Origin of the sequence: Cypionkella sp. (assembly GCF_030652235.1) — a bacterium.
In the GTDB taxonomy this organism is placed as follows: Bacteria; Pseudomonadota; Alphaproteobacteria; order Rhodobacterales; family Rhodobacteraceae; genus Cypionkella.
The window spans coordinates 80,146-103,240 of the sequence record NZ_JAUSBA010000024.1 but is presented as its reverse complement, the minus strand read 5'-3'; the positions used below and the strand labels follow the sequence as shown (position 1 = coordinate 103,240).

The window sequence follows — 23,095 nt, the reverse complement described above, 5'->3', positions numbered from 1 at the left end:
CGACCTTTTGTCAGATCGAACCTGCCTGATGCGCCTTAAGATCGCCCTAACAGTTCAAATTTTACGCATCTCATCGGTCCTTGCGCAGCAGAATAATCTCCAAACGGTTGTTGCGGATCGCTGTTGGGTCTTGCGTGGCGGGCTTGCGGTCCGCATGGCCACTTATCCGCGCCATCCGGGCGCTGGCAATGCCGTCGCTTTCCAGCAAGGCCCGCATCGCCTGCGCGCGTGCGGTTGAAAGATCCCAAGCGGGGTTGTCTTTCAAGGTGATCGGCAAGGTGCGCAGATGGCCGTTCACTGCGATTTTGTTTTCTGCCAACCCCAGTACTTCGGCGATTAATCCGGCGATCTTGCGAGTCTCCCCCGTGGGTTCTGCCGTGTCATCCACGAACAACGGTGCATCCGGAAGATCAAATATTTCAACCACTAAGCCCTCATCTGTGACCTTAGTCACCACATGCCGCAGCATCCGCTGCATAGTCATGCTTTCGCCGCCCTGCGCCATCAGGGTCTGCGCGATCTGTGCCATCCGGCCCTGCTCTGCCGCCGCCTCTGCATCCTTCTCGGCCGAACCAGATTCGCCGCGCGCCTCGTTGCTTTCGGTCGGCTGCGCAAGGCTGGCCCCGGCGCCATTCTGAGCAAGCGCCTCCTCGGAAAACGTCGAATCGCCGCCGAACATGCTATCGCCACCACCGGAAACCCGGCTGATCGCGATCGTCGGACTGAAATAATCCGCAATTCCTTTACGTTGTTTTTCCGTTGTCGCGTTTAGCAGCCACATCAGCATGAAGAAGGCCATCATGGCCGTCACAAAGTCAGCATAGGCCACTTTCCACGCCCCACCGTGGTGACCGCTGGCTTTGATAATCTTCTTCCGCTTGATGATGACTGGCGCGGCATTTGATTGCCCGGCCATCACACACCCATGTTTCACACCCACGGTCAGGTATAGCCGAACAGGCTTTACCAAGGCTTAAGCGATTGGATTTTAGCTATTTCCAAAAGCTGAGCGACGCATCGCTTGGTCATCCTCTGCGCTCAAATATCCTGATGGGGTTTGGGGGTGCAAAACCACCAAGGTCAGCCCGGCAAAGCTACCGCTCTCGCAAAGCCTCGTTCGATTTATATAAAGGCTTGGTCAGATAGGTCAGAATCGTCTTGCCGCCCGTTTCCAACTCCACATCCGCCTGCATGCCGGGCTTGATCTCCAGCCCCTTCTGCCGCGCGGTGAACTTGCTTTGATCGACGAAAAGCATCACCTTGTAATGCGGATCGCCGTTCGGATCACGCGAGCGTTCGTCCTTGAACGTATCGGCCGAGATGAACACCACCTTGGCCTTCAGCGAGCCGTAAATCGTATAATCATAGGCCGACAGCTTCACAGTCGCGTCCAAGCCTTCGCGCACCGAGGCAATGTCGCGCGGCTTCACCCCCGCCTCGATGAACAAAGCGTCGTCGAGAGGAATGATCTGCAAAATCTCCTCACCTGGCTTGACCACGCCGCCAATCGTGGTGATCGACAGCTTGTTCACGACCCCCTTCATTGGCGCCACCAGCACGGTGCGTGACAACTGGTCCTGCGCCAATTTCAGCTTTTGCCGCAGCCCAGCGAGGTCACTTTCAGTCTTGGCATAGTCGGTCGCCCGCCCCATTTTAGTCGTGGTACGCGCTTCTGACAGCTTGTTCTGCGCCTCCGAATTATCCCGCCGCGCCCGCGTCACTTCGATCAGAGGCGCGATGTCTTGTTGGTACATTTTCTCCAGCAGTTCCGCCTCTTTGGAGGTCTGCTCCAGTACCGCTTGCGCGCCAGCCACCCGCGCGTCATATTCACTCAACCGCGCCGTCAGCAGGGCCTTTTCCGAGGCCACCACATCCGGCACCCTCTGCGCAAATCTCTCCGGCACATCAAATCCCGGCGCGTCGTTCATCTCGGCCTCCAGCCGCAGGCGCCGGATTTCCAGCGTGGCGATTTCATCCGACAACTCATCCACCGCCGCCTGATATTGCGTACCATACAGCCGCGCGAGGGTCTGCCCTGGTTCGACCACATCACCCTCGGCGACGTTCAATTCTGCCAGAATCCCGCCCTCAAGGTTCTGGATGATCTGGGGCCTGCTGGACGATACCACCTCGCCCTGTGCCCGCACGATCTCATCGACCCAAGCCACCGAGGCCCAAGCCACGAATACCGCCATCACCACGACAATCATCCAGATCGTGCGGCTGGGGCCACGGGTTTTCTCGGCGAAACTTTCGTCATAGGTGGCAAGGCTCATGGTTTCGCCCCTCCGACTTGCATGGTGAAATTCTTTTTTACCGTGGTGATGCTGCCAATCGCCACGCCCGCCGCCGGGGCAGGGGCCTGCACGGCCACACCGCCGCCATTCAGATGCGCCAGCACAGCTTCGCGCGGACCATCGACCACCAGCCGCCCATTTTGCATGATCACCACGCGGTTGGTTAGCTGCAAAATCGGCACCCGGTGGGTGGCAATGATCGCAGTGCGGCCGTCTAGCCATGTCTTCAACCGAGAAACCAGCGTCGTCTCCAACGTCTGATCCAGCGCCGCCGTTGGTTCATCCAAAATCGCAACACGCGGGTTTTGCAGCCACATCCGCGCCCAGCCTATGCTTTGACGCTGACCGACCGATAGGCCCTCGCCCATCTCGCGGATCTCCAGATCAAGCCCGCGGGGATGGCTGCGCACGAACGGGCCAAGCCCTGCAAAATCCAGCGCATCGAACAAGCGGTCGTCGTCCCGCTCTAGCTGCGACATGTTCAAATTGTCGCGCAAAGTTCCGGCAAACAGCCGCACTTCCTGCCCCAAATAGCCAACCCCACGCCGCAAGTCGCGCGGATGCACTTGGTTCAGGTCAACCCCATCAATCAAAACCCTGCCAGCCGAAGGCTCATAAAGTCCCGCCAGCACCCGCAGCAGCGTCGATTTGCCCGAACCATTCGTGCCCAAAACCGCAATGTGCTGCCCTGCCGGGATCGAAAGACCGTTGATCTCGACCGTGGCCGCCGCTTTCGAATCATAACGGAACTCGACATTGCGCAACTCAAACGCACCGACCAGCTTGTCACGGCGCAAATAATGTCTCCCGGCTTCCTCGGCCTGATTGGACTGTGCAATCGTATCCAACCCGTCCAAAGCCGATTTCACATTGGTCCACTTTGACATTGTCGACGACAAAGAAGCCAATGGCCCCAAGGTGCGCCCGGTCAGAATGCCAATCGCAATGATCGTGCCTACGGTAAAATCGCCTGCGAACACCAGATAGGCCCCTGCCACCACGGCCAAAACATAGGTCGCCTGCTGCACCCCTTGCGCCCAATAGCCCAGCATCGCCGTCAGATGCCGCTGGTCGGAGGATTTCACCGCCGAAAGCGTTGAAAGCTCCGCCCAAATCCGCTTGATCCGATCTTCCCCGCGCTGGGTGGTGACGGTTTCGGCCTCAAAGATTGCCTCGTAAAGCAACCGGGCCGCACGGGTTGAGGCACCTTGCGTGGCTGCCGTCAACGCCACCATGCGCTTTTGAAACAGGAAGCCCGGCAGTACCATCAGCACGCCGCCGATGATCAAAATCCACACCAGATTACCGCCGATAGACGCCACAAGTGCGAGGAAAATCAGGATAAACGGCAAATCCGCCATCGTGCCGATCGTGGTCGCGGTGAAGAACTCCCGCACCGAGGAAAACTCGCGCATGGCCGAGAACAAGGCCGAAGGGCTGCGCTGCCCCGGCCCGTGCTTCATCCCAAGCAGCTTGTCCATCAGCCGCGCTTGCACCGACAACTCAATCCGCTTGCCCGTGGTATCCATCAACCCAGACCGCGCCAGCTTCAAAGCCGCTTCCAGCACAATCGCCAACATTGCGCCCAGTGCCAGCACCCACAGGGTCGGTTCCGACTGATACGGGATCACCCGGTCATAAACCTGCATCGAGAACAGCGATACCGCGACCGCCAACAGGTTCGCCACCAGCGACCCCGCCGCCACCTCACCCAACTGCCGCTTAAAGCGGGGAAATTCACCCCAGAACCAATGCGGGGTCTTCGCGGCTTCGACATGCCGCGTCTCAAGCTCTTTCACGGAGGTGCGAACCCGCAAAATCCGCCCCGCATAGACCTGCGCGAAATCCTCATGCGGCACCTCGGCGCGCTTATTATCGACGGTGGTGTCGTAAACCTCGACACCGTCCGAAGTCTCCCCCAGCACCAAAACGATCTGGCCCGAGGTCATTTCCGCTAAAGCGGGCCAGTGCGCATCCCCCGGCGCGGCCAGAGCATCCACCTGCGCCGCAACGCCACAACTGCGCAACGCCCGTGCGACCTCTGGCAACCCCAACTGCCCCGCATCAGAGGCCAGTTGAATCTGCTCGACCACATCAGATACTGCCAGATCAACCCCGCACAGCCCCGCATAGACCGAGGTCAGTTGCGCCCGACTTTGCGCCCGCGCGTTGTGCCGACCCTGCGGCACCCGCGTGTCAGCACGCGTCCGTGCAGCAATATCCCCAGCCGCAGCCACGCAGCCCGCATTGACATCAAAGGCCACAACCCGGTCATTCACATCCGTGCCCCATCTACCAACACGCCACGATCACGGGCAATTTCCAGATCAATCAGCGCCATGTCATAGCTCAGCGAGGCTTGATCGCGCTGCAACCGCGCATAGGCGTCGTATTGGCCAACCAACTCCAGCAGAGTCCGTCGCCCGACCTTGTATTGCTGGGTGAACAGATCAAGGTTCGCCGCCGTCTGCTTCAGCACCTCATCGCCCTGCGCGCGACGAGAGACCAAATTGGCCTTCTGCTGCTGCAACGAGACAATACGGCGATTGGCGGTTTCGGCGGCTTCAGCCGTTTGACGATCCACCACATCGCCGGTCTGCTGCAACGCCGCGATAGTGTCCTTCGTACCCGGATTGAACAGCCCCGCGCCATTCAGCCGCACGCCGGGATTGATGCCGCCATCATCCAGACCCGCCGTCGCCGAAAGGCCAAACTTCAAACCCGCCAGTTGCATCTGCGCCTGCGCAAGCGCCCGCGCGCCTTCACCCCGCGCTTTGACCACCGCCAAAGGCTCGGCAGCGGATTGGTCCAGATCGGGCAGGCTATCCAAGCCGCTGATCCCGCCCAAAGGTTGCCCGGACAAAGCCGCCAGTTGCGCCATCTGGCTGGATTCGGCCTGCAGGTCCACCGCCACCGTCGCCTGCATTTCGGCGACACGTTGGTTCAAAACCTGCTGTTCTGATCCATCCGACAGGCCGCCCGCTACGCGCTTGCCCATAATCCCGTTGAATTCCTGCAAACGGCCCGCCGCCGCCTGCGCCACAACCGCCTGCGCCCGCGCCCGCTGGGCATTGACGTAATACGACAGCCCCTCAAACACCCGCTGGTTCATCGCGGTGGTCAGGCTGACCGCCGCCACCTCGACATCGGCCGAGGCAAACGCCCGTTCCGCCTTGCGCCGCCCGTTATCGAACAAAGCCTGTTCCAGCAGCAAACTTGCCGCCAAACCGCCCAAATTGGTCAGGTTCACCGAAGGCCCAATCGAGGGTAGCCAGTTTTTCGACTGCGCATTGGCTTTCAGGCGCGCCACGCGCAACGCGGCGTCTGCCGCGCCAGCACTGGCATTGATCACTGCATCGGACACCTGCGCATAAGCGCCTCCCGGCGGTAAAACCGAGCGTCGCCCCTGTAAGTTTCCGATCAGACCCGTGCCCGCAGGTTGCCCCAAGGCACCCGCCGCACTCGGTCCGGCCTGTTCATGCGTTTTAAGCATCGAAGGTGCCTTCGCCCCCCCCATGCAGCCCGCAAGCAGAGCAAGCCCTACCAGCGCCTGAACGAGGTATTTAACCCCGTTCCCGTTCTTGCAGTTCTTGGGCATCGCCCGTTTTCCTGATCAAACAGCAGTATTGACGTGGATATCATCGTCAACCAACACCGAAGCCCCACTGCTGCCCAGCGTGTAAAGCGTGTAGCTCTCGCCATTCACCACCTGATGCGCGCCAACGACCGCGCCCGTGATGTTGACGTGATCATCCGCATCGCCCCGGATCGCCATCTGGTGATCCGCTCCGGTCAGACTGTTGATCTGCGCCTCGTTCAGCGACAGCGTCGCTTTCGAAGAGGTCAGATCAATGGTGCCGAAATCAAAGCCTTGGAGTCCATCACGGTTCAGATCCACCGCCACGTCTGTGGTTGAGCGCAGATAGAGCGTGCTTTGTTCATTGCCCGCCGCATCGGTGTCATTGATCACCAGATAACTGCCATCGGCCACCGGCGCGGTAAACAGCGCCCAATGGCTTGGCACAATGGTGCCGTTCACGTCTATGTCCTGATCAATGCCGGGCCCAATCGAGTGAATGTCGGTTGCCGCACCCGTCGCCGCGACCGCATGATAGGTCAGCGGATCAGGCGAAGCTGCTGTTGCGATGCCAGAGATCAAGTTGCCCGAACCCGAGTCATTGGTGATCCACGGATCAGCAGGCATCAGGGCATCATAGTGGAAGCTGTCGGTGTAGCTGGCGGTGTTGCCCGCACGATCCGTCGCTGTCACTGTGACCGTGGTGTTGCCTTCGCCCAAAGGCAATGATGAGGCCGGGAAAGTCGCACTCCACAACCCATCCGAGCCGACAGAAGCCGCCACTTCCGAGCCATTGGCCAGATGCAGAACCAATGTCGAGAATGGCTCCGACGTGCCTGTCAGCGTCAAGCCCGCCGCACGTTCAGCCGCGTTCAGAATATCGTCGCCCGCGATCGCCTCAACATGGCTGAAGTTGCGCACAATGGTATCCACCGAAACCTGTTCGGTCAGGGTCGAGACGTTGCCAACGTGATCCGTCGCCACCGCCGTCAGTGTCACCGAATTCTCGCCTGCAGGGATTTCGTCTGCCGGAATGGTCAAGCTCCAGCTGCCATCGGCTGCGACAGTGGCCGCGTGTTGCGCGCCGCCGCCAAACTTCAGCATCACGGTCGATCCCGCTTCCACATGGCCGGTCACCGTCAAACCAGTGGTGGCCTCCACTGCGTTCAGGATCGTATCTGCCCCGGTCGACAGGGTGGCGCGGTCAAACGGCACCACTTCGGTATCTACATTCACCTCATGGCTGGTCGTCGCCGTATTGCCAAAGCTGTCGGTCGCCGTAGCCGTCGCGGTCGAGCTATAAGATCCCGCCGTCACTGATCCGACCGGATAGGTCACCGACCACACCCCGCTCGAATTCGCCACCGTGGTCAGCGTCGTGCCATTCCACGCCACCGAAATCGATGCCCCCGCCTGTGCTGTGCCGTTCAGCACCACGCCCGCCGCAGCCTCGCTTGCGTTCACCATGCCATCGCCTCCCGGCGTGCCGGTGAAAGTGATCGAGGTTTGGGTATCCACAGCGAACGTATGGCTCGAGGTCGAGGTGTTGCCGTGGGTATCCGTTGAAGTCGCGGTAATCACCTGATTATATTCACCAGCGGGCAGAGTACCCGTCGGGTAGGTCGTGGTCCAATGCCCGTCCGTGCCCACCACAACCGTCTTCGTCACGCCATTTAGCGTTACATCCAGCGCAGCGCCCGCAATCGAGGTGCCCGTTACCACCAACCCGGTCGAATTCTCGACAAAGTTCACTTTGTCGTCACCCGTGACCGCATCAAAGTTGATCGGGTTCGGCAGGGTATCGACCACCAGAACATCGTTCCAGGTCGTGCTGTTGCCCGCGGCATCAGTGGCTTTCACCACAACCGGAATTTCATACTCACCCGGATCAACTTCCGTCGTCGGGAAGGTCACTGTCCAATGGCCAGTGTTGTCAACCGTGGTCGTCTGCGTATGGCCATTGAGCAAAACGTCGATCTTCGCACCTGGCTCGCTGGTGCCGGCGATCACCACGCCATTCACATAATCGACGCCATTTTCAACATGGTTCACCGATTTGGTGCCCTCGGTCACGGCCATTGCAGGCGGGGTTGTGTCAGGGGTGCCACCGCCACCACCGCCACCGGTGATCACCGCGATCGCGCCAGCCCCGGCTGCAATCGCGCCAAAACCGCCCAAACCCAGCAGGCCCGGCACGAACGGTGCCATCCCGGCAGGTTCGTTCGACACCATCGCCACATCCGAGATGCTATCCGCTTTGGTAAAGCGCATATCGTCGAGCGGGCTCCATTTATCCCAGCCGCTGACCGGGCCATAATCCGCCGCCAGCACGCCACCCTGACCCTCGTGGACGATCACCTCGGTGATCTCGCCATCTGAGGACAGATAGAGATGGTTCACGTCCCCTGCGTTTTCGGCGAAATAGTTGCTCAGCAAGATGCTGCGGTCATCCGACAGCTTGACCAGCAAATCGCCGCCCTGCTGCTCATAGCCCACCACGCTTGCGCGGGAGAGGTTCAGCGAAACGCTATCGCCCGAACCGACCTGAATGACGTTGCCTTGGCTGTCGCCTGCGAAACTGCCATGCTGCGCACTGCCCGCAACACTGCGGACAGCGAAATCAATCGCTTTTTCCATATTACTACTCCGCCTCAAAAAAACCCAGACTTTACTGTCCGGCGTGTTATTCGCCTCACTTTCGGAGGCTGATTAAAAAAACGAATATATATCTTTCGATACTATTTCTAGTGCGTAGACCAAGCGTGATCGGTTTTTGCCGGACTTCCCCCCCCATTTCGCCACATTTGCGGCTTTCTCGCTACAGATGATCTTCTTTTGTGCAGCCATCGCGCTGATGCTATTCCACTCCAATCTCCCATTGGTTGCATTTGCGAAACAATCGACCCGGCCTCACGTGAAGCTTTCCAGCTATCCCCCTTTACCTGTCAGCCTTTTCGGTCTTTTGATCAGACATGGCAGGCCAAACCGAAACCCTCACCAATAAGATCCTGTCGTGGATCGACACAGGCCGCCTCAACCCCGGCGATGTGATTGATGAGGCCGAACTGGTTACCGAGTTTGCCGTCTCGCGCACCCCCGTTCGCGAAGCCATCCTGCAACTCGAAGCCATGGGCCTTGTGCGTCGCCTGCCGCGCAAGGGGGCCACGGTGTTCCGCCCGAGCCTTGAGGAATTCTTGGCCATCCTTGAAGTTCACGCCAAACTTGAAGGCCAAGCCGCAGGCCTCGCCGCCCGCCGTTTGTCGGTGTCTTGGGCCACGGCGCTGGAAGCCGCCGTGCAAGCCTGTGAGACGTTCTCGACTGAACAAGGTGACGCCAACCCCGACGCCTATTACCAGCTGAACCTGCGCTTTCACGAATGTGTGGCGCTGGCCGCAGGCAACCCGTTCTTGACCGAGATGATCAAAACCAACGCCCGCAAACTCTTGGCCTATTACCGCGCCCGCTACCGCTATGCCGGGGCCATCGCAAGCTCTGCCACTGAGCACCGCGCCATCGCCACCCTGATCTTCGCCCGCGATGCCGCCGGGGCCGAGACCCTGATGCACCGCCACGTCCAATTCGATCAGATCACCGCCATGGACCTGCTCGCGGCCTTGTCTTGAACCGCCGCCTATCGGCCCTTTCAGGCCTCTGCGCTACAAGGCGAGAAGCGCCCGCAAGAGAGCGCCGAGCGTGCCTTATGTCCCCAACCGCTGCAACAATCGCACATAAGCCGCTTGGCCCAACCGGAACGCCTCCAACCGAAAGAATTCATTCGGCGCGTGTAAATTCTCATCGTCATGCGAAAAGCCAAACATCACCGCATGCACCCCCAACACCTCTAACAAGGTTGTCATCACCGGAATAGATCCGCCCAACCGCGTGCGATACGGCGCTTTGCCATAAACCTCCTCCAGCACCTGCGCCGCGATGCCCGTCGCATTATGCCCCGATGGCATCAAGAACGGCCCCGCCCCGCCTTGCCCCGGCTCCAGTTCAGCCGTCACTCCGGTAGGACAATGCGCTTGCAAATGCGCCGCGAGTGCCGCCAAAATCTTTGCCGGATTCTGGGCCGCCACCAATCGACAGGTGATCTTCGCCCGTGCCTCGGCCGGATGCACGGTTTTTGAGCCAATCCCCTGCCATCCACTGGTCAGCCCGTTCACATCCAGCGTTGGCCGCGCCCATAGCCGTTCGCGTGTCGTATATCCGGGCTCGCCAAACACCGCAGGCGCTCCGGTTTCCGCCAGATACGCACCTTCTTCATAAGGTATCCGCGCAATCACCGCCCGGTCCGCCTCGGTCAGCGGCACGACATCGTCATAAAACCCTTCGACCGTCACCAAGCCGCCCGCCGACTTCATCGAGGCCAACAGATGCGCCAAAGCCATTGCCGGATTGGCAATCCCGCCGCCATGCAGGCCCGAGTGTTGATCCGACCGTGGCCCCCGCACCACGATCTCGGCCTTCACCAACCCCTTCAACGCCTCAACAATCTGCGGCTGATCCGGCGCATATTGCAGCCCATCCGCCGAGAAAATCATATCCGCTGTCAACAGTTCCGCGTTCGCCGCAACAAAAGGCGGCAAATCAGGCGAGCCGATCTCCTCCTGCCCCTCAAAGAAAAACTTCACATTCACCGGCAGACGCCCAGCAGTTTTCAGCAGCGCCTCCACCGCCAAGATCGGCACCAACATGCCGCCCTTGTCATCTGAAGCCCCGCGCCCCCAGACCCTGCCATTCCGCACCTCGGGTTCAAAGGGCGGGCTGTCCCACAGATCAAACGGCTCGGCAGGCTGCACATCGAAATGCCCATAGATCAGGATCGTCGGCTTATCGCCCCCCGCGTGCAGCCAATGTCCGCAGACCACCGGATGCCCATCTGTCGGCAACACCTCTGCCGCCTCAACCCCTGCCGCCGTCAACCGCTGCGCCACCCATTCCGCAGCGCGCACCACATCCGGGATATTCTCGGGCTTGGCTGACACGGATCGAATCCGCACAAATGCCAGCAATTCCTGCACAAACCGCGCCTGCTCCGAGTCCAGATACTGCTGCCAAGCCATCGACATCTCCTGCCATTGCACCCAAAGGCTAGACCATCTCCAACCGCCAAGCAAACCCCCGCTGTGGCAGGATTTTCCTTTGCCGTTGACAGAATCCGCACCCACCGATACCGATTGTGAAAACGTTTTCACAAGCAGGATCACGCTATGACCCCCGCCCGCCTCAACCGCTTGTTTGCGCCCTCGGGCAACTGCTTTGACGTCGCCATCGACCACGGCATGTTCAACGAGGCATCTTTCCTCGGCGGCATCGAAAATATGACAAAATCCATCCAAACTGTCGCAGCCGCTGCCCCTGATGCCATCCAGCTCCCCCCCGGTACCGCGAAAATCCTGCAAGCCATTCCCGGCAAGAACCGCCCCGCTTTGGTTTTGCGTACCGACATCGCCAATGTTTACGGCACCCCGCTGCCGCGCACGCTTTACTCTGAAGTCATCGACCGCCCGGTGGAACAAGGCCTCGTCCTCGACGCCGCTTGCGTTGTGGTCAACCTTCTGTTGCTGCCCAATCAGCCCGAACTCTATCGCGACTGCGTGCGCAACGTGAACGCCCTAAAACGCGAATGTGAAATCTACGGCATGCCGCTGATGGTCGAACCGCTCGTGATGCAAGATAATGCCAAGGGCGGCTACATGGTCGATGGCGACATCTCGAAAATCCTGCCCCTCGTCCGTCAAGCTGCGGAACTCGGCGCCGATATCATCAAAGCCGACCCCTGCACCGATGTGTCTGAATACCACCGCGTCATCGAAATCGCCCAAGGCATCCCGGTTCTGGTGCGGGGTGGGGGTCGCGTGTCTGACGCCGAAATCCTCGCCCGCACGCACGAGTTGATGCAACAAGGCGCGCGCGGTATCGTCTATGGCCGCAATGTCGTGCAACACGCCAACCCCGGCGGCATGACCCGCGCGTTGATGGCGATTGTGCATGACAAAGCCAGCGCCGCCGACGCTGCCAAGCATCTGGCCTGACGCCATGAAAGAAATCCGCTTCGGTATCATCGGTTGTGGCCTGATGGGCCGCGAATTTGCCTCTGCCGCCGCACGCTGGCTACACCTAAGCAACCCCAAAGCCAAACCCCGCATCGTCGCGGTCTGCGACACCAACCCCGGCCTGATGGATTGGTTCGCTACCCACCTTGGGCCGATCCAAACCACCACCGACTATCACGACCTGCTGAAAAACCCTGAGGTTGATGCCGTCTACTGCGCCGTCCCCCATGTGTTGCACGAACAGATGTATCCCGACATTCTGAACGCCGGAAAACACCTGTTCGGCGAAAAGCCATTCGGCATGGACCGCGCCCAAAATCGCGCGATCATGGCCGCCGTCAACGACCACCCCGAACTCACCGTGCGCTGCTCGTCGGAAATGCCGTTCTACCCCGGCGCACAAAAGGTGATCGACTTCGTGAAATCTGGTGCGGTTGGGGAAATCCTCGAAGTCGAAGCCAGCTTTCTGCATTCCTCTGACATCAACCCCGATAAAGTGATCAACTGGAAGCGCATGAAGGATGTGAACGGCGAATACGGCTGTATGGGCGACCTTGGCATGCACGTGTTGCACGTTCCTCTGCGCCTCGGCTGGCGGCCCGATACTGTGCAGGCCAGCCTAGTGAAACGCGTCAGCCAGCGCCCCGACGGCAAAGGCAACCTCGTGCCGTGCGAGACATGGGATAACGCCAACATCACCGCCCGCGTCCCCACTGCTTACGGCAATTTCCCCATGGTACTAAAGACATGGCGCATCGCACCGGGCGAAGCCAACACTTGGTCGCTCCGCGTGCTTGGCATGAAGGGCAGCGCCTTTTTCACGACCAAATCCCCCCGGCAGTGGCAGTTCATGCACTACCAAAACGGCGGCACCCAGACTTGGGCGACCGAAGACCTTGGCTACACGCCGCTGTTCCCCGGCATCACCGGCGGCATCTTTGAATTCGGCTTTACTGACGCCATACAGCAAATGTGGGCCGCCTATATGGATGAACTGGCAGGCGGTGACGCCGCAGGCTTTCCCTGCGCTCACCCGTCCGAGGCCGCTGCCCACCACGCCATCCTCACCGCCGCCCTGACTGCTGGAAAAGATAACCGCACTGTCAGCGTGGAATATGCATGATTTCGCTCACCCAAAAAAACGGCATCGCCTGCGCTGGTAACTGGATCATCGATATCGTCCACAGCATCGACACTTGGCCGCAGAAAAGCGATCTCGTCCGCATCCAGCACGAAGCCATAGGAGTGGGTGGCGGAGCCGCCAACGTGATCCTAGACCTCGCCGCCTTTCAAGCCGACCTGCCACTCTATGCCGTGGGCCTGATCGGGACAGACACCCATGCCGAAATATGCCTCGCCGCCTGCGCCGCCGCCAAAGTCGACACGCGCTGGCTAAAGCAAACCCCGCATCATCCGACGGCCCATACCCAAGTGATGAACGTCCCCGGCGACAGCCGTACGTTTTTCTACCATCCCGGCGCGAACGACGCCCTCAACGAAGCCGATATCCCCATCGGATCCATCGCCGCGCAAAACACGAAAATCTTCTATCTCGGCTACCCAAACCTGCTGGCAACTCTCGATAAAGTAGAACCCAGCGGCGAAACCCCCGCCGCCCGCATCCTTGCCCGCGCCCAATCCGCAGGCATGATCACCTGTGTTGATCTGGTCTCATCCGCCACTTCCGACTTTGCCGCCACCGTCAAAGCCACCCTGCCGCACACCGATTACCTATTCCTGAATGAAATCGAAGCCGCCCGCGCCACCAACCGAGCGGACATCGCCCCCGACGACCGCGCCCGCCTGCTGGAAGCCGCCACGGTCCTGCAAGCGCAAGGCGCGAAAACCGTCATTCTGCACACAGGAACCCTCGCGCTTTGGCTCGATCAAACCGCGTTCTGGTCCAGTCCAGAGCCCATAAATCCCGCTGAAATCCTCAGCCCTGTGGGTGCCGGAGACGCGTTCTGCGCAGGCATCATCTACGCCATTCACGAAGGCTGGACCGCCGAGCAAGCCCTTCACCTTGGCCACCGCGCCGCCGCTGCCGCATTAAAAAGCGTCACGGCCAGCGGAGGCATCCCGCCGCTGGCCGCGCTTATCTAGTCGCTCACCAGGCATCCGCTCAGATGTAGTGGTTCCACAGGTTCTCCAACCGTTCCTGACGGCCCGAGCGCGGCTGCGGGTTGATGTTGTTCGCAATCACCGCATCCGCGATCACTTCCAGCGGTTGCGTCAGCATCGCTTTAGCCCCTTCACGCTCCCACCCGGCATAGCGCGCGCGCCGTGCCGCTTCCAAAGTGTCATCCTCCAGCAGATACGCCGCCGCCTTCAAGGCCCGCGCGCAGGTGTCCATGCCGCCGACATGGGCGAGGATCAGATCTTCCGGGTCCAGCGATTGCCGCCGCACTTTGGCGTCAAAGTTGGTGCCGCCGGTGGTATAACCGCCCGCGCGCAGGATCTCATAGAACGCCACGGCTTTTTCGGCGTGGTTGTTCGGGAACTGGTCGGTGTCCCAGCCGGATTGGTAATCGTTGCGGTTCATGTCGATCGAGCCAAAGATCCCCAAGGCCGCAGCGGTGGCGATCTCATGTTCAAACGAGTGCCCGGCCAAGATCGCATGGCCCTGCTCGATGTTGACTTGAACCTCTTTCTCCAGCCCGAAATCCTTCAGGAAGCCGTAGACCGTCGCCACATCGTAGTCATACTGGTGCTTCGAAGGCTCTTGCGGCTTCGGCTCGATCAGGATCGCGCCCTTGTAGCCGATTTTGTGCTTATACTCGACGACCGATTGCAGGAAGCGGCCAGCATGCGCGCGTTCGGCTTTCAGATCGGTGTTGAGCAAAGTTTCGTAGCCCTCACGCCCGCCCCACAGCACATAGTTCGCGCCGCCAAGTTTATGGGTGGCATCGAGACAGGATTTCACCGTGGCCGCAGCGTAGGCGTAGACTTCCGGGTCGGGGTTGGTGGCAGCCCCCGACATCCAGCGCTTGTGGCTGAACATATTGGCGGTGCCCCAGAGCAGCTTGGCCTTGTGAGAGGCTTGCTTTTCGCCAAGGTAATCAACGATTTCCTCAAGGTTGCGCAGGCTTTCGGCAAAGGTCGCGCCCTCGGGCCGCGCATCGGCATCGTGGAAGGCGTAGAACGGCGTGCCCAAGATATCGAACATCTCAAACGCCACATCGGCCTTTAGTTTCGCCAGCGCCATGGTGTCGCCGAACCACGGGCGATCAAAGGTTTGCCCGCCAAACGGGTCGCCACCGGGCCACGCAAAGCTGTGCCAATAGGCGACGGCAAAGCGCAGATGGTCTTCCATCCGCTTGCCCAGCAGCACCTCATCGGGGTCGTAATGCCGGAAGGCGAACTCGTTGGTCGAGCCTTCACCCTCATATTTAATCGCGGGGATATTCTTGAAAAAATCGGTCATGCGAGGCTCCTTATAGCGGTTTGGGCAGCGCGATAACGGGCGTGGCCCGCATCGAAGGCATCTTTAAGGGCAGGGTCGGGCAGGATTTCCCGCGCGATTTGCGGAAGGGTGGCGATTTCGGCACCAGCACCTGTGGCGGCCATCAGGCCAAGGCGGGCGGCACCAAAGGCACCACCGAAATCGCCAGCCACAGGCAAGCTGACCGGGCAATCGAGTGCCGTCGCAATCGCGCGCAGCCAGTAGTCAGAGCGCGTCCCCCCCCCCACCGCCAGCAAATGCTCTAACTTCGTCCCCGTCGCAGCCAAAGCGTCGCGGCAATCCCGGAAGGCAAAGGTCACGCCTTCAAGCACCGCGCGGGTGCCCGCTTGACGGTCGGTGGCATGCTCCAACCCGGTGAACGCCCCCCGGATAGAAGCGCTATTCAACGGCGTGCGCTCGCCGCCCAGATACGGCAGGAACACGGTTTTGCTGGGGGCTTGTAACGGGCCTAGTTCGCCCGTCAAGGTGGCGGCATCGGTGCCGACCAGCTTGGAATACCAGTTCAAAGCGTCGGTTGCGGCCAGAACCACGCCCATCTGGTGCCAAGTGTTCGGCAAAGCGTGGCAGAAGGTATGCACCGCCGTTGCTGGGTCGGGCTGGTAGCCATCATTGGCGGCAAACAGCACGCCAGAAGTGCCCAAAGATACAAACGCTTCGCCCGCGCGCACCACACCGACCCCAACGCCCGAGGCCGCGTTATCACCGCCGCCCCCGGCCACAACCACGCCCGCAGGCATACCGAACCGGATGGCCAACGCAGCCCGAAGTACCCCCGAAACCTCCGAGCCTTCGACCAAACGCGGCATCTGCGCGCGGGACAGCCCGGTATCGGCCAGCAACACATCCGACCAATCGCGCTTGCCCGTATCCAGCCAAGCGGTGCCAGCGGCATCCGACATCTCAGACACATGCTCGCCTGTCAGCCACAGCCGCAGATAATCCTTTGGCAGCAGCACTTTCGCCACTTTGTCCCACAGGGCAGGCTCATGCTTGCGCAGCCAGTCAAGCTTTGGCGCGGTAAAACCTGGAAACACGATATTGCCTGACAGGTTGCGGAACTCTGGTCGCGCATCCAAAGCCGACGCCTCAGCAAAACTGCGGGTGTCGTTCCACAGAATGCAGGGCCGCAGCACCTCGTCGGCGCTGTCCAGCAAGGTCGCACCATGCATATGGCCGGAAAGCCCAATGCCCTTTACTGCCCCCAAGCCAGACGCGGCCAGCTTGCCCAGCACCAGTTCCGCCGCTGCGATCCATGAGGCTGGGACCTGCTCTGACCACCCCTCTGTCGGACGCTCTACCGTCAAAGGCGCGGTTGCCTCTGCCAGCACGCGCTGGCCCTCATCCATCAAGATGCCCTTCAGCCCCGAGGTGCCCAGATCGAGCCCGATATACATATGTGTCCCCTCCAGAACCGATCGCATCCAGCACTATTAGCGCTAACATGCCAGTTGTGAAAACGTTTACGCTATGCCGTTTCATCCTTCAACAGCAGGAATAAAGCCAAAGCGGTTAGAATGACACCGCCCAGCACATTTATCGGCGGTGCTGCGCGGCCAAGCGCGATTTCCCACAGGATCACCCAGCTTGGCACCAAATAGGTATAGGCCATCACCTTGGCCGAAGGCAGTCGCAGCGTGGCAAATTGCAGCAAAACAAAGGTCATCGCAGAGGCCGCGACCGATACATAAACCAAACAAATCCATACGATAGCGGGCAGGGCGGCCCAATCGGTCGCCAGCACATCGCGCCAACCCCACAGGCACAGAATCACAAAGCCTGCCAGCATCATGCCGAAGGTGAACACCAATGCAGGCTCACCTCGGTTCAGCTTGCGCACCATCGGTGCATAAAGCGCATGTGCAATGCAGCCGAAGAAATAGATCACCTCGCCGCGCCCCACCTCAAACCGCGCCAACGCGGCAAGATCACCGCCAAAGATCACCCACAGCGCGCCCAGCGCGCCAATCGCCAAGGCCAGAGCCATCCGCAGCGTGGTGATCTGCCCCAGCAGCAGCCAGCCAAACCCCGCGGCCATCAACGGTGTCAGGGTGAACACCGCCGCCGTCGGCACGGCTTCAGCCGTCTGCAATCCCCAGAACATCAGCACGAAATAACATGCCAGCAACCCGCCCAGCACCACATAGCGCCACGGTGCCGCCCATGTCTTACGCGGCACCCCCACGGTCAGAAATGCCGCCAGCCCCACCAAAGCCCCCGCCAAAGCAAACCGTGCCACCGTCAGGGCCGAGGGTGAGACATGCGGGGCCGCCATTGCCCCCAGACAAAAGCTGCCTGCGACAAGTGCCGAAAACGCCAGCATCGCAACATGGCCGCGCTGCGGTTGGTCTAACCCTGCCCAAAGCCTCACCGCTATAGCCTCAACCACTGCACCAGGTTGCTGCCGATTGCCGCAAACAGTTCAGGAAGCTTTGGACCTTCAGCGTGCGATGCAAATCCACATGGGTCACGATCCAGAGCGGCGAGTCCCACTCTGGGATCGGGGCCATTACCTCGACCAGATCGGGATCCAACCGCGCCTCATGTGCGCGCATAAAGCCTAAGCCCATCCCCGCCTTGACCGCCGCTTCTGAAGCCGCAGGTTCATTGACGCGGAAGGTCAGACGATCTTGCGACACCCGTTCCCGCAGCCAGCGATAGAACGGCGCGCGGTTGTCAGGGTTATCGACGCCAACAAAGCGGTGCAGCATCAGTTCGGCTTCGCTGTTCGGCAGACCGTGCCGCGCCACATAGGCTTTCGAGCCATAAAGTCCGATCTGCATCTTCACCAAGGGCAGCGCGACGTTATCGGGTTCCTGCGGTGTAGCTCCCGCGCGGATCGCCACATGCGCTTCGCCATAATCCAAGCGGTACAGCCGCATATCGGTCAGAAACCGGATCACCACCGCCGGATGCGCCTCTTGGAAGGTCGCAAAAACCGGGGCCAACAAATGTGCAATCCCGGTGATCGAGGTCACCACCAACTCTCCGGCCACGGTTTCGCCCTGACCCTTGATCCGGCTGGCCAACTGACCAAACTGATCCTCGGTGGTCTGCGCCACCGACAACAAATCCCGCCCGGATTCCGTCGGAGTATAGCCACGCGCATGGCGCTGAAACAGCTTCGCCCCCAGCCGCTTTTCCAGACTGTCGATATGGCGGATCACCGTGGCATGATGCACCCCCATCACCTCGGCAGCCCCTGAAACCGTGCCTATCCGCGCCACCTGAAACGCCGTCCTGATCTCGTCCCAGTTATCCATCTAGCAGATCCCCTGTGCATTTGCGCACATAAATCAGCAAAGGCCGCCAATAAAGCAAGAGATTTGTCGGCTTGGACATAAGGCTTGCCCGTAAGACGGATGCTAAGGTCAGGATGTTCAAGCCACCAGAGACCACCATGAAGCTTGTTTGCTCATTGCCGGATCGCTAGGTGCCGCGCGCCAGCCCCGTGCTGATGGGCATTGGTGTCGCCGTTGCCATGCTGCCGATCTCGGTGATCTGGTTGGCCAAGGCCCGCCACTGCCGTTATCTGCAATATTCCGCTTGGCGTCAGATGCGCAAACCGCCGTGCAGCAGATCAACACGTGGTTAAATCAAAAGGCCGGGCTAAACCGAAAGCCGGGCAGACCAAAAAGCACCCGAAAAACGCTGATCCCTTAGGCCCGCTTGACTCCCGCCCCGCAACCGCGTACCCCCCGTCCCAATTCCCCGGAGGCAACCGCTTCCGGTCCTTTGGCTTTAGCCGGGATCGCCACCTGTCAGCGCGTTGCGCCCACAGGTGCTGTTCCGCATTGGCCTTGGGGAACCCGCAGTAGTGCCCCATATAGGGGTTTTGGTCTAGGAGAGCGCGATGTTTGAAAGCCTGTCAGAACGCCTTGGTGGCGTGTTCGACCGCTTGACCAAAGCCGGCGCGCTGTCCGAGGCTGACGTTGACACCGCCCTGCGTGAAGTCCGCACTGCTTTGCTCGATGCCGACGTGTCGCTGGAGGTGGCGCGCAACTTCGTCAAAGCCGTCAAAGTTCGCGCCATTGGTCAAGCCGTCACCAAATCGATCACCCCCGGCCAGCAGGTCGTCAAGATCGTGCATGACGAGTTGGTGCGGGTGCTGGCGGGTGATGATGAACCCGAAGCACTGAAAATCGACAACCCGCCGTCCGCCATCCTGATGGTTGGTCTGCAAGGCTCGGGCAAAACCACCACCACCGCCAAGCTGGCGAAACGTTTGAAAGAACGCAACGGCAAGCGCGTCTTGCTGGCGTCTTTGGACACCAACCGCCCCGCCGCTATGGAGCAGTTGGCGATCCTCGCAGCACAAGTTGGCGTTGACAGCCTGCCGATCGTAAAAGGCGAATCCGCCGTTCAGATCGCTAAGCGCGCCAAAACTCAAGCCGCGATGGGCGGTTATGACGTGGTGTTCTTTGACACCGCTGGCCGTCTGCACATCGATGAAGTGTTGATGGCGGAAATCCAAGCGGTGCGCGATATCGCCCAGCCACGCGAAACCCTGTTGGTCGTCGATGGTCTGACCGGGCAAGATGCGGTCAACGTGGCGTCGGAATTTGACGCCAAAGTCGGCATCTCGGGCGTCGTCCTCACCCGTATGGACGGCGACGGTCGCGGTGGTGCCGCGCTGTCGATGCGCGCTGTCACCGGCAAGCCGATCCGCTTCGTCGGTCTTGGCGAAAAGATGGACGCGCTGGAAACCTTCGAGGCTGAGCGTGTCGCAGGCCGCATACTTGGCATGGGCGACATTGTGGCCTTGGTCGAAAAGGCCCGCGAAACCTTTGAAGCTGAACAAGCCGAGCGTATGGCACGCCGTTTCGCCAAGGGTCTGTTCAACATGAACGACCTGAAATCGCAGCTTGAACAGATGCAGAAAATGGGCGGCATGCAGGGCCTGATGGGCATGATGCCGGGCATGGGTGGCATGGCCAAGAAAGCCGAAGCCGCTGGTTTCAATGATAAAATGCTTGTGCATCAGATCGCCTTGGTCAATTCGATGACCAAGAAAGAGCGCGCCAACCCCGATCTGCTGGCCGCCAGCCGCAAAAAGCGCATCGCCGCAGGCGCTGGGCTTGAGGTTTCCGAAGTGAACAAACTTCTGAAACAGCATAAGCAAATGGCTGATATGATGAAGAAAATGGGCAAGGGTGGCGCGATGAAAAACGCCATTAAGCAGATGATCGGTGCCAAGGGCGGGATGCCCGATATGGCCAACATGTCGCCCGAAGCCATGGCCGAAGCCGCCAAAGGCATGAAACAGGGACTAGGCATGGGTGGGGGCTTCCCCGGCATGCCGCGCGGCCTAAGCCTGCCCTCGTCGCTCTCGGGGTTGATGAAGAAGAAATGATCACCCGCCCGCAGCATATCGCTCATGCCACAGCGCCGGTCATCCAGACCGAGCGTTTGCGCCTGCGTATGCCGCGCTATGAAGATTTTGCGCATCGTCAAGCCTTTTACGCGTCGGATCGTGCAATCTGGGAAGGTGGGCCTTTTGCCGCCGAACAGGCGTGGCGGATTTTCGCCTCCGAAGTTGCACAATGGCCCTTGATGGGTTTTGGTCCTTTCTCGATGGAAGATCCCCTAACCGAGGAATATCTCGGCGAAGTCGGTATTTATCAGCCCGTAGGCTATCCCGAACCCGAACTCGGCTGGTATGTCGAGGGTCATGCCGAAGGCAAAGGTCTTGCAGCGGAAGGTGCCCGCGCCGTGATGGCTTGGGCGCGTGACACCTTTGGATGGGATCATATCGACAACTATATTGCTCCCGGCAACGCGCGTTCTATCGCTTTGGCTTTGCGCTTGGGCGGCACCTTGGTTGATGGCCCCGGCGTGAACCCCACTGATGTTGTGATCCGCCACCATCTACGGGCTGCACTATGATCGAGTTGTTGGGAATACCCGTGATTGAAACTGAACGCCTCCGCCTGCGCGGGCCAAAGCTTGCGGATTTCGACATTTGGGCCGACTGTGCTGCATCCGAACGGTCGCGCTTCATTGGTGGTCCGATGGATCGTGGCTTGGCATGGCGCAGCTTTTGCCACCTGACGGGGCATTGGGTGCATCGTGGCTTTTCCACATTCATTTTTGCCGACAAAGCCACTGATTCACCCTATGGCATGGCGGGTCCATGGTTTCCCGAGGGCTGGCCAGAACCGGAAATCGGCTGGACTGTTTGGGCCACGCAGGCCGAGGGCAAAGGCTATGCCTATGAGGCAGCGCGTGCAGCACGCGCTTGGGCCTATGCCAGTTTGGGCTGGCAAACGGCGATCAGCCTGATCATGCCAAATAATTTGCGCAGCCAAGCCCTTGCCGGGCGCATGGATTGCAGTCGTGACGGTGATTTCCTCCATGCCACGTATGGCGCGATGCAAGTCTGGCGTCACCCTTCACCGGAGCAGCTACAATGACCGACGTCACCGCCATCGCCGCCGAGCTGTTGAAAGACCACCGCGAATCTATTGACCGTCTCGATGCGATCCTCGTCTACACCCTCGCCGAACGCTTCAAGCGCACCCAAGCCGTGGGCCGCCTGAAAGCCGAACATGATCTTCCCGCCTCTGATCCTACGCGCGAAGCCCGCCAGATCGAACGGTTGGAGTGGCTTTCGAAAGAAGCCGAACTCGACCCCGAATTTGCCAAAAAATTCCTGACCTTCATCATCTCGGAAGTCATCAGGCATCACGAACAACTGCAGAAATAACCGCACAACCGCGGTTCCAACCAAACCTAAGGAGACTACACCATGTCCATGAAAATTCGCCTCGCCCGCGGTGGTTCTAAAAAGCGCCCGCACTATTCGATCGTTGCCACTGACAGCCGCAACCCGCGCGATGGCCGCTTCCTGGAAAAGCTGGGCACCTATAACCCGCTGCTGGCCAAAGACAGCGAAGAGCGCGTGAAAATGAATATGGAGCGCGTGCAATACTGGCTGAGCCAAGGCGCACAGCCAACCGACCGTATCGCGCGTATGCTGGAAGCTGCTGGCGTGCTGGCGAAAAAGGTCCGCTCGAACCCGAAATCGGCCGTGCCCGGCAAACGTATGACCGAGCTGACCAAGAAGAAAGCCGCGCGCACCGAAGCACCGGCAGCTGCTGAATAATCAGCTTGCTGATCCCTGAAAACTGCGGCTCCCTTCCGGGTGCCGCATCCTAGCATTGGAGAGTCTCATGCCCAACCCAGACCATATCTGCGTCGGCGCCATCGCAGGCTCTTTCGGCGTGCAAGGCGAAGTGCGGTTGAAAAGCTTCTGTACCGCCCCTGAATCCATCGCCACCTACGGCCCGCTGTTCAGCGAAGACGGCCAAACCACCTATAAAATCAAACTGACCCGCCCCGTCGCAGGTGGTCTTGGCGCGCGCGTCACGGGCGTGGAAACCAAGGAACAAGCTGATGCCCTGAAAGGCGTAAGTCTATATGTCGACAAGAAAAAACTTCCGCACCTGCCCGATGATGAATTCTACCACGCCGATCTGATCGGCCTTGCCGCGTTTGACACTGGCGGCAAAGATCTCGGCCGCGTGCAAGCCGTTCATAACCACGGCGCGGGCGATCTGTTGGAAATCGCAGGTCCTGGCCTGAAATCCGGGCTGCTGTTGCCCTTCACGCTCAAGGTCGTCCCCACGGTAGACCTCACCGCTGGCCGCATCATCGTCGATCCACCGGAAGGGCTTGAATAAAGACCGCTTTAGGGCAGATG

The 23,095-nt window shown here is 60.1% G+C and carries 21 protein-coding genes; 11 read left to right on the top strand and 10 right to left on the bottom strand.

Features of this window, described 5'->3' with window-relative positions; genetic code table 11:
- Positions 1 to 70 precede the first annotated feature (70 nt).
- The 5 genes from Q7V03_RS07220 to Q7V03_RS07200 all read right to left on the bottom strand — a co-directional run bounded on the left by Q7V03_RS07220 (position 71) and on the right by Q7V03_RS07200 (position 8,511).
- Positions 71 to 916 (bottom strand): flagellar motor protein MotB, encoded by an 846-nt coding sequence (locus Q7V03_RS07220; RefSeq protein WP_304924929.1) that lies wholly within the window; start codon positions 914 to 916, stop codon positions 71 to 73.
- A 178-nt stretch (positions 917 to 1,094) separates the two neighbouring features.
- Positions 1,095 to 2,276, bottom strand: coding sequence for an HlyD family efflux transporter periplasmic adaptor subunit (locus Q7V03_RS07215; protein WP_304924928.1), 1,182 nt, complete (start codon positions 2,274 to 2,276; stop codon positions 1,095 to 1,097).
- Positions 2,273 to 4,576, bottom strand: coding sequence for an ATP-binding cassette domain-containing protein (locus Q7V03_RS07210; RefSeq protein WP_304924927.1), 2,304 nt, complete (start codon positions 4,574 to 4,576; stop codon positions 2,273 to 2,275). The genes Q7V03_RS07215 and Q7V03_RS07210 overlap by 4 nt, the downstream gene beginning before the upstream one ends.
- Positions 4,573 to 5,790: a TolC family protein gene (locus tag Q7V03_RS07205; protein ID WP_304924926.1), complete on the bottom strand. Its 1,218-nt coding sequence runs from the start codon at positions 5,788 to 5,790 to the stop codon at positions 4,573 to 4,575. The genes Q7V03_RS07210 and Q7V03_RS07205 overlap by 4 nt, the downstream gene beginning before the upstream one ends.
- Before the next feature lie 120 nt (positions 5,791 to 5,910).
- A complete protein-coding gene (locus Q7V03_RS07200) occupies positions 5,911 to 8,511 on the bottom strand; it encodes an Ig-like domain-containing protein (protein WP_304924925.1) in 2,601 nt (866 codons plus the stop codon).
- A gap of 335 nt (positions 8,512 to 8,846) precedes the next feature.
- Between Q7V03_RS07200 and Q7V03_RS07195 the strand changes: the two genes are divergently transcribed.
- Complete coding sequence (locus tag Q7V03_RS07195) at positions 8,847 to 9,497, top strand: GntR family transcriptional regulator (RefSeq protein WP_304924924.1); 651 nt, start codon at positions 8,847 to 8,849, stop codon at positions 9,495 to 9,497.
- A gap of 75 nt (positions 9,498 to 9,572) precedes the next feature.
- Here the strand turns inward: Q7V03_RS07195 and Q7V03_RS07190 are convergent, their stop codons facing one another.
- Positions 9,573 to 10,940: a dipeptidase gene (locus Q7V03_RS07190; RefSeq protein ID WP_304924923.1), complete on the bottom strand. Its 1,368-nt coding sequence runs from the start codon at positions 10,938 to 10,940 to the stop codon at positions 9,573 to 9,575.
- Between the two features lie 147 nt (positions 10,941 to 11,087).
- Here Q7V03_RS07190 and Q7V03_RS07185 point away from each other — a divergent pair, with 147 nt between their 5' ends.
- The 3 genes from Q7V03_RS07185 to Q7V03_RS07175 are packed head-to-tail and all read left to right on the top strand — an operon-like array spanning position 11,088 to position 14,036.
- Positions 11,088 to 11,912, top strand: a complete 825-nt coding sequence (locus tag Q7V03_RS07185; RefSeq protein WP_304924922.1) for a class I fructose-bisphosphate aldolase — start codon at positions 11,088 to 11,090, stop codon at positions 11,910 to 11,912.
- Positions 11,869 to 13,056, top strand: coding sequence for a Gfo/Idh/MocA family protein (locus Q7V03_RS07180; protein ID WP_304924921.1), 1,188 nt, complete (start codon positions 11,869 to 11,871; stop codon positions 13,054 to 13,056). The genes Q7V03_RS07185 and Q7V03_RS07180 overlap by 44 nt, the downstream gene beginning before the upstream one ends.
- Positions 13,053 to 14,036 (top strand): carbohydrate kinase family protein, encoded by a 984-nt coding sequence (locus Q7V03_RS07175; RefSeq protein ID WP_304924920.1) that lies wholly within the window; start codon positions 13,053 to 13,055, stop codon positions 14,034 to 14,036. The genes Q7V03_RS07180 and Q7V03_RS07175 overlap by 4 nt, the downstream gene beginning before the upstream one ends.
- Positions 14,037 to 14,055: 19 nt before the next feature.
- On the opposite strand, the gene xylA is transcribed toward Q7V03_RS07175, so the two are convergent.
- From xylA to Q7V03_RS07155, 4 genes are all read right to left on the bottom strand, one after another.
- Positions 14,056 to 15,357: a xylose isomerase gene (gene xylA / locus Q7V03_RS07170; protein ID WP_304924919.1), complete on the bottom strand. Its 1,302-nt coding sequence runs from the start codon at positions 15,355 to 15,357 to the stop codon at positions 14,056 to 14,058.
- Positions 15,354 to 16,790, bottom strand: coding sequence for a xylulokinase (xylB, locus tag Q7V03_RS07165; RefSeq protein WP_304924918.1), 1,437 nt, complete (start codon positions 16,788 to 16,790; stop codon positions 15,354 to 15,356). The genes xylA and xylB overlap by 4 nt, the downstream gene beginning before the upstream one ends.
- A 71-nt stretch (positions 16,791 to 16,861) precedes the next feature.
- A complete protein-coding gene (locus Q7V03_RS07160; protein WP_304924917.1) occupies positions 16,862 to 17,764 on the bottom strand; it encodes a DMT family transporter in 903 nt (300 codons plus the stop codon).
- A gap of 10 nt (positions 17,765 to 17,774) precedes the next feature.
- Positions 17,775 to 18,656, bottom strand: coding sequence for a LysR family transcriptional regulator (locus Q7V03_RS07155; RefSeq protein ID WP_304924916.1), 882 nt, complete (start codon positions 18,654 to 18,656; stop codon positions 17,775 to 17,777).
- Positions 18,657 to 18,826: 170 nt separating this feature from the next.
- On the opposite strand from Q7V03_RS07155, the gene Q7V03_RS07150 reads away from it, so the two are divergent.
- From Q7V03_RS07150 to rimM, 7 genes are all read left to right on the top strand, one after another.
- Positions 18,827 to 18,988, top strand: coding sequence for a hypothetical protein (locus Q7V03_RS07150; protein WP_304924915.1), 162 nt, complete (start codon positions 18,827 to 18,829; stop codon positions 18,986 to 18,988).
- A gap of 258 nt (positions 18,989 to 19,246) precedes the next feature.
- Entirely contained in the window at positions 19,247 to 20,746 is a 1,500-nt protein-coding gene (ffh, locus tag Q7V03_RS07145) for a signal recognition particle protein (RefSeq protein WP_304924914.1), read from the top strand.
- Positions 20,743 to 21,279: a GNAT family N-acetyltransferase gene (locus tag Q7V03_RS07140; RefSeq protein ID WP_304924913.1), complete on the top strand. Its 537-nt coding sequence runs from the start codon at positions 20,743 to 20,745 to the stop codon at positions 21,277 to 21,279. Before ffh ends, Q7V03_RS07140 begins: the two co-directional genes overlap by 4 nt.
- The gene (locus Q7V03_RS07135) at positions 21,276 to 21,806 is read left to right on the top strand and encodes a GNAT family N-acetyltransferase (protein WP_304924912.1); all 531 of its coding nucleotides are present in this window, start codon (positions 21,276 to 21,278) and stop codon (positions 21,804 to 21,806) included. The genes Q7V03_RS07140 and Q7V03_RS07135 overlap by 4 nt, the downstream gene beginning before the upstream one ends.
- On the top strand, positions 21,803 to 22,099 hold the full coding sequence (locus Q7V03_RS07130) for a chorismate mutase (RefSeq protein WP_304924911.1): 297 nt from the start codon (positions 21,803 to 21,805) through the stop codon (positions 22,097 to 22,099). The genes Q7V03_RS07135 and Q7V03_RS07130 overlap by 4 nt, the downstream gene beginning before the upstream one ends.
- Before the next feature lie 42 nt (positions 22,100 to 22,141).
- Positions 22,142 to 22,498, top strand: a complete 357-nt coding sequence (gene rpsP, locus Q7V03_RS07125) for a 30S ribosomal protein S16 (protein ID WP_304924910.1) — start codon at positions 22,142 to 22,144, stop codon at positions 22,496 to 22,498.
- 67 nt (positions 22,499 to 22,565) lie between these two features.
- The gene (rimM, locus tag Q7V03_RS07120) at positions 22,566 to 23,075 is read left to right on the top strand and encodes a ribosome maturation factor RimM (protein WP_304924909.1); all 510 of its coding nucleotides are present in this window, start codon (positions 22,566 to 22,568) and stop codon (positions 23,073 to 23,075) included.
- Positions 23,076 to 23,095: the final 20 nt, after the last annotated feature.